Below are 7,073 nucleotides of genomic sequence, written 5' to 3'. Positions count from 1 at the left end.
ACGGCGCAGGCGGGGCCCCCGGTACGCCGATGCGTTCCGGGGGCCCCGCCTGCGCCGTGTCACGGGGTGCGGCGACTCGCTGACTCTGTGTTCGCGGTATCGGTGGGGGTCCGTGGGCCGTTGTCCGGCCACGTAGGTCACTCTCCGGCGGTGGAGTTCTTCTTCTTGCGGAGGACGAAGACGGAGCCGGCGCCGAGGACGACGAGGACGACGGCGATGCCCGCGATGACCGGGGTGGCGCTGGAGGAGCCGGTCTCGGCCAGGTCGCCCGTGACGGCTCCGGTGTCGGCGGTCTCGCTCTCGACGGAGCCCTGGGAGGAGCCGCCCGCGGAGGCCGGGAGGGGCTGGGAGGACGCCTGCCGCGTGACCACTTCGGTGGTGCCCGTCGTCTCGCAGTCCAGGACGCCGCTGAAGGTACGGGAGAACCCGCCGGGGCCGGTGACGGTCAGGCTGTACGCCTCGTCCTCGGCGACCGGGACGGTCACGGTGGTGGATCCGCCGGGCACGACGGAGTACTGGGCACCGGACAGCTCGAAGGCGAAGACCTCGTCGCCCTGGTTCGTCGCGGTGACGTCGACGCCGCCCTTGGCGCAGTTCTTCCGCGCGGTGACCGAGGGGATCGCCCCCTCCTCGGCCCAGTTCGCGGTGGCCGTGGCGGAGACGGTGGAGTCGCTTGAGCCCGCCAGGATCTGGGTCTGGCTCTTGGTCACACCGGCGAAGGCCCGGCCGACCGGCACCGAGGTGGTGGCCTGCACCTCGAGCGACGCGCCGCCGTCGGCGGTGTCGGCCGGTATGTCGAAGTACAGCTCCGTGCCGTCGACGGCGGTGGTGACCGGCTCGCCGTCCCTGTCGGTGATCGCGATACCGCTGGCCGCGGCGTCGGCGGGCGGGGTGACCACGACGCCGGTGGCGTCCGTACGGACCGTGACGGGGCCGAGACGCTCGCCGGGCTTGCCGGAGACCGCGCCGGGCTCCAGGGTGAGCGACGCCTTGGGCTCGGCGGAGTTCCGCGCGCTCTTCTCCAGCCAGTCGGCGAGCTTCTCGGCGGCGGGGTCGCTCGCGTCGACGTCCGCGCCGTCCGAGTAGCGCCAGATCGCCACCTGCGTGCCGGCCGCGGCCGTCTTCTCGGTGAGCGGTCCGGTGCCCGCGCTGCCCGCCAGGGCGGCGAGGTCGTCGACCTGCGGGTAGGAGTTCTCCAGGATCCAGCGGATCCGGCCGGCGTCCTTGTTGGCCCCCAGCGAGGTCTGGTCCCAGGGGGTCTCCAGGTACTTGGCCTGGTCCTGTGTCGGGTTGTGGATGTCGACGCAGTACGTCTTGAGCTTGCCGCCGCCGTCGACGGTCATCTCGAACAGTCCGGCCGTCAGCTGCTGGTCCCCGCCGTCCGCGTGCAGCACGGCGCCGTCGTAGGTCTTCAGCCCGTCGAGGGTGGCGGAGGCGCCGCCCGCGTGGAGCGGGGCCTCGTCGGCGGCGGCGGAACCCGCACCCGCCAGCGATCCCATCGCCACCAGACCCGAGGCGAGGACCGCGGCGGCAAGACGAGCGGCGCCTCGCTTCCGTACGGATGACGCAGATATCGCAGAAAACACAGAATTCCCCTTCGGGCGAGGTCTCTCGCGTACGAACGCGTGGGGGGTGGGCCTCGCCAGCAGACTCAAGTGCCCCGTGAGTACTCGCGAATCCTATGGACGGGAAGAAGCGCAGATCGCCGCCCATGCGTTCAGACAACCGTTCCGAATCGCAATCGTTATCGATCTCCTGACAGCCCCCTGGAATAGCGTCACGAATATCGACAAATCTCCACAACTGCCGCTCAGGCAGGGTCAGTCGACGCCGAATCGGCGGTGCGCACTCCGGTCGGCACCAGCTCGGCGGGCCCGCCCGGACCGGCGCCGGGCGAGGGGCCGGGAGACGGATCGGGCGACGAGTCGGGAGACCGGCCGGGAGGCGGGCCTGGAGGCGGGCCGAACGGCAGGGTGGCGGCCTCGTCCGAGGGGGCGGGCGGGAACCCGTCGGGCAGCTCGTCCGGCCCCCCGCCCGAGGGATCCCGGCCGGACGCGCCCGCCGCACGGGCCGCGTCCTGACCCCGCGCCACCCACTCCTGGCCCTGCGTCGACCATTCGTGATCGTCCGTCAGAACGGCGGCCTTCCTGGTCGCGCGCCTGAACGCCGAGGTCCCGCGCGTCAGATCGTGTCCGACCGCCACCGCGTCGATGTCCACGGACGTCCAGCGTCTGCCGTCTTTCTCCTCCTCCCGCACCCGCAGCCGACCGTGCACCACCAGCGGCTCGCCCACCGCCACCGAGGCCGCCAGATTGGCCCCCAGCGTCCGCCACGCCCACACCGTGTAGAAGCTCGTCGGCCCGTCGCCCCAGCCACCGCGCCGCCGGTCCCAGCGGCGCGGGGACACCGCGAACCTGAACCGCGCCACCCCGCCCGTGGCCGACTCCCTGAATTCCACTCCGGTGGCGACATTCCCCACCACCGTTACCACCGTGTCGTTCATCACCGCGCCTTCCGTCCGGCCCCTCGGGCAGATCTCATGACGGATCCCATGACCGCTGCCATGGCCGATCCACGACCCATGCTGGACCGGACGGAAAGAACGTGCCGACGCCTGTGGATTACCGGCCAGTTGTGGATATCCCGCTCACCCGACCGTGCGGGAAACCGTCACATACTGTTCGCGCACTTCCCGGTAGCGCATCAGCTCCGCCGAGATCGGGTCGAGCACCCGCGCCCGCCCGCAGCCCGCCGCCGCCTCCCGCAACCGCCGCTCGGCGTCCTGCCCGTACCGCCGCGCGGGCCCCTTGGCGGCGGCTCCACAGGCCCATTCCACGAACGGCCCGCCGATGATCCCCGCGAGCATCACCAGAACGGGCGGGAGCAGCCCAGGCTCCAGCGCACCCACGATCTGGCCCACCAGCCACAGCGCGCCGAAGAACTGGAGCAGCGTCATGGCCGCCTGCGCCAGCACCGCGGCGGGCCACCAGGCGGGGCGCGGCGGCCTGCCGCCAGGTCCCGCCGTGACCGCCAGTTCGTCCAGCGCCTCCGGCAGCCCCCGCGCCCCGCGCACGGCCGCCTCGCGCACCGCGTGCGCCCAGGGCGTGGGCAGCCCGGCGGACGCCTCGTCCACGACCGTACGCACGGCCTGCTCGACGCGCTGGCGTGCCGTCATCTCCTCCTCGACGACCTCCGGGGCCCGCGGGGGCTCGCAGCCGGGCCTGCGCCTGCTCTCGTACCAGCGCCACAGCCGCAGCCAGGGCGTCCCGCACGCCCGCCCGGCGTTCCTGCGCCACTCGCGCTCCGCCGCCTCCCCGGCCGCCACCGCGCCGACCGCCCAGGCCAGCCGGTCGGCGAACTGCTCGCGGGCGCGCTCCCCGAGCCCGGCGCGCCCCTCCGCGACGTAGGCGGACCGCAGCCGGTGGGCCGCCCCGTCCACATCGGCCGACAGCCGCCGCGCCGGGGCGCTCCGGTCCTGGACGAAGTGCCCGAGCAGCTCGCGCAGTTCACCGACGCCCTGGCCGGTGAGCGCGGAGAGCGCGAGCACCGTGGCCCCCGGCTCGCCGTGTTCGCCGAGGGCCATCCCGTCCTCGTCGAGCAGTCGGCGCAGATCGTCGAGCACCTGGTCGGCGGCGTCGCCGGGGAGCCGGTCCACCTGGTTGAGGACCACGAAGGTGATCTCCGCGTGTCCGGCCAGCGGGCGCAGATAGCGCTCGTGCAGAGCGGCGTCCGCGTACTTCTCGGGGTCGACGACCCAGATGACGGCGTCCACGAGCGCGAGCACCCGGTCCACCTGTTCCCGGTGGCGGACCACCGCCGAGTCGTGGTCGGGCAGATCCACCAGGACCAGACCGTGCAACTCCTCGTCGCCGTCGCCCCCGGCCAGCGGCCTGCGCCGCAGCCGGCCCGGGATGGCGAGCCGGTCGAGCAGCCCCGCGGCGCCGTCCGACCACATGCACGCGATGGGGGCGGAGGTGGTGGGCCTGCGCAGCCCGGTCTCCGAGATCGGCACCCCCGCGAGCGCGTTGAACAGCGTGGACTTTCCGCTGCCGGTCGCGCCCGCGATCGCGACGACGGTGTGGCGCGAGGAGAGCCGCTGGCGCGCGGACGCCTCGTCCAGGACCCGGCCCGCCTCGGCGAGCACGGCGCCCTCGACCCGGGTCCTGGAGAGCCCGACCAGCTCGCCGAGCGCGTCCAGCCGTACCCGCAACGCGCCGCCGTACGCGCCCCCGATGGGCGTGTGCGCTCCGCTCCCGTCGAGGAGCGTGCCCGCCGCGGCGCCCGGGGAGTCGTCCCGCGCGCCGGTGAGGCCGTCCACGCCGTCGGGACGGCCGCTCGCGCCCGTGGACGCTCCGGTGGCCTCCGGGAGCGGGACGAGGGCGTCCAGGGCCTCCAGCGCGTCCAGCGCCCCCGGGGCGCTCCTCCCGTCGGCGCGCCGGGCGATGAGCCCGTCGTCCCAGCCGCCGCGCGGGGGCGGGGGCGGGAGGGTCTCCCATGCCTCTTCCGTCCTGCGGGTCTCTTCCGTCCTGCCGGTCTCTCCCGTCCTGCGGGTCTCTTCCGTCCTGCCGGTCTCTCCCGTCCTGCCGATCTCTTCCGTCCTGCCCGCCTCTTCCGCCTCCTGCGTCTCCTCCACACCGGCGCCGCTCGCACCGGCCACCACGGCCACCCCGGCCACCCCGGGCGCACCCTTCGAAGCAACCGCCTCAGTCACCTCTGGCTCCCCGGGCACCTCTGATGACGCCTTTGACGCGCCAGTCGCCGCAGTCGCCGCCGTCGCCTCTGTCGCCTCCGTCGCCTCCGTCGTCTTGGCCACGTCGGTCACCTCTCCTTCTGCAGTAGGGACAGGGCCGCGATCAGCTCGGCCTGTGGCTCCGGACTCACCTCAAGAGCGTCGAGCGGCGCGATACGCCGGTCGCGCTCCGCGTGCAGGACACGCTCCACGTACGTGGTCACCAGCTCGCCGCCCCGGTCGCGCAGCCGCAGCGCGCTCTGCGCCCCGACCCGCTCCGCGAGCCGCTCCCCCGCGACCCGGGCGCGCCGACCGCCGAGCAGCGCGGTCGCGAGGAGCGCGGCCACGGCCTCCGGCTCGGGCGCGGCGCTCCGTTCGAGCTGCCGTACCTCCTCCTCGGCCAGCTCCTCCAGGACGCGGCGCCAGCGCCGTACCGCGATCCCGATCCGCTCCGTCGCCTCCCCGTCCGGGGCCGGTACGGGCAGCGCCCCGGCGGCCGGTTCGCGCCGCCAGGTGTCCTCGACCCGCTCGTCGGCGGCGGCCACGGCGCACTGGAGCAGCGCGCCCAGGCTCTCCACCAGCGAGTCGAGCAGCTCCCTGGCCGAGCTGTCGCGCGGATAGCCGCGCCACCGGGTCCGCGCGTCGCCCGCGAGGACCGCGCCCCGCTGGAGCTGGCGGCGCACCCGCTCGCCCTCGGTCGCGTACGCGTCCTCCACCGCGCCCGTCAGCCGTACGGCGGCGGCGTACTGGGCGGCCACCGCGCCCGCCAGCTCGGGCATCCGGGCGTTCAGCGAGTCGACGACCCCGGCCGCGGTGCGCACCAGGGCCTGCTGCCGGGCGGCCGGGTCCTGTACCCGGTGCGCGAGCCAGCCGAGCAGCGGGGCGACGGCCGTGGTGGGCAGCAGCCCGCGCCCGGCGCCGGCCGACTCGGGCAGCTCGGGGATGGTGAACCTCGGCACGTCGCCGAGTCCTGCGCGCGTCAGCAGCGCCCCGTACTGCCGGGACACCTCGTCGATCACCTGATGCGGCACCCGGTCGAGCACGGTCACCAGCGACGCGTCGTACTCCTTCGCGGTACGGAGCAGATGCCACGGCACGGCGTCCGCGTACCGCGAGGCGGTGGTCACCATCACCCACACGTCGGCCGCGCAGATCAACTCGGCGGCCAGCAGCCGGTTCTCCACCACGAGCGAGTCGATGTCGGGCGCGTCGAGCAGCGCGAGCCCCCGGGGCAGCGTGGGCGCGGTGTCGACGCGCAGCGCGCCGCGCTCCAGCGGCTCCGTACCGTCGCCACCGCCGCCGCCCGCCGGGTCGTCCTCCTGGTGCGGCAGCCAGACGCGGGTGAGGTCCGGCAGCACGCGCATCCCGGCGAACCAGTGATGGTCCTCGGGATGGCACACCAGTACGGGGGTACGCGTCGTGGGGCGCAGTACCCCCGCCTCACTGACCCGTCGTCCCACCAGGGAGTTGACCAGCGTGGACTTCCCGGCCCCCGTGGATCCGCCCACCACCACGAGCAGGGGCGCCTCGGGATCCCTGAGCCTCGGCAGCAGATAGTCGTCCAGCTGCGCCAGCAGCTCGGCCCGGGACTGCCGGGCCCGTGGCGCCCCCGGGAGGGGCAGCGGAAGACGCACGGCGGCGACACGGTCGCGCAGTGCGGAAAGTGCGTCGATCAGCTGGGGCCGTACATCCAAGGTCACCACATGTGAAGAATGCCCAACTTTGGAGTCTTTTTGAAGCGTATAGACCCCTCTGCGCGCCGATTACGCTTCGGGACAGACGGGACGAGTGGGGCGCAGGCATAACGAGTGCACAACACCCGGTGCGTCGGAGGCCAAAAGCGATGCGTGAATCCGGGCTGCCTGCGATTATCGGTTCGCTTCACTGAACCTCCACAACGTGCCACGCACGTGAAGCAACCGGGGCAGGGCGATCGGAGCCCTATCCTTGTCCCGGGCAAGGTCACGGAACCCTTGCGGACTCCGTGGCACCGAGGCCACCACCGGCCCCCGTAGCTCAGTGGATAGAGCAGGTGCCTTCTAAGCACTTGGCCGCAGGTTCGAGTCCTGCCGGGGGCGCTTTCTACGCGCGTGCACAGCCCTCCCCATGGAGGGCTCTCGCGCGAGGTCAACGCACGCTAGCGAAACCGGCGTAGCGGCGACGTAAGGACGCGCGGGGCGACGCCCGCCCGCGAAGCGTCGGCGACGCACCCGCACGCCCCCCGGCCGCACTCCCCACCACACCCCCGGCCGCCCCTCACCCGCGCCCCTCGCCCGCGCCCCTCACGCCCACCCCCATTCGCCCTCTTTGTCGGGTTTTCCGGCATGCGCAACGGGGGGTTGAC

At 73.7% G+C, this 7,073-nt stretch carries 3 protein-coding genes, 1 tRNA gene and 1 pseudogene; 1 reads left to right on the top strand and 4 read right to left on the bottom strand.

Annotated elements, in window-relative coordinates; translation table 11 throughout:
- Positions 1-137: 137 nt before the first annotated feature.
- From DVH02_RS18450 to DVH02_RS18435, 4 genes and pseudogenes are all read right to left on the bottom strand, one after another.
- Positions 138-1,499, bottom strand: coding sequence for a Cys-Gln thioester bond-forming surface protein (locus tag DVH02_RS18450; protein WP_114624918.1), 1,362 nt, complete (start codon positions 1,497-1,499; stop codon positions 138-140).
- A 640-nt stretch (positions 1,500-2,139) separates the two neighbouring features.
- A pseudogene (locus tag DVH02_RS37150) lies at positions 2,140-2,503 on the bottom strand (single-stranded DNA-binding protein); the annotation flags it as partial.
- 144 nt (positions 2,504-2,647) lie between these two features.
- Positions 2,648-4,711 carry a YfjP family GTPase gene (locus DVH02_RS18440; protein ID WP_233518306.1) on the bottom strand — a complete coding sequence of 688 codons (2,064 nt, stop codon included), beginning with the start codon at positions 4,709-4,711 and terminating at the stop codon, positions 2,648-2,650.
- 107 nt (positions 4,712-4,818) lie between these two features.
- Positions 4,819-6,423, bottom strand: a complete 1,605-nt coding sequence (locus DVH02_RS18435) for a dynamin family protein (RefSeq protein WP_114624919.1) — start codon at positions 6,421-6,423, stop codon at positions 4,819-4,821.
- A 311-nt stretch (positions 6,424-6,734) separates the two neighbouring features.
- On the opposite strand from DVH02_RS18435, the gene DVH02_RS18430 reads away from it, so the two are divergent.
- Positions 6,735-6,807 (top strand) — tRNA-Arg (locus DVH02_RS18430).
- Positions 6,808-7,073: the final 266 nt, after the last annotated feature.

It is taken from the genome of Streptomyces corynorhini (genome assembly GCF_003346515.1).
GTDB lineage: Bacteria > Actinomycetota > Actinomycetes > Streptomycetales > Streptomycetaceae > Streptomyces > Streptomyces corynorhini.
The sequence above is the reverse complement of the archived record's forward strand: the minus strand, read 5'-3'. Positions and strand labels throughout refer to the sequence as shown.

Excerpts from the sequence above, each read along its gene's own strand:
- DVH02_RS18450 (WP_114624918.1), bottom strand. The coding sequence starts at position 1,499 with ATGGGATCGCTGGCGGGTGCGGGTTCCGCCGCCGCCGACGAGGCCCCG.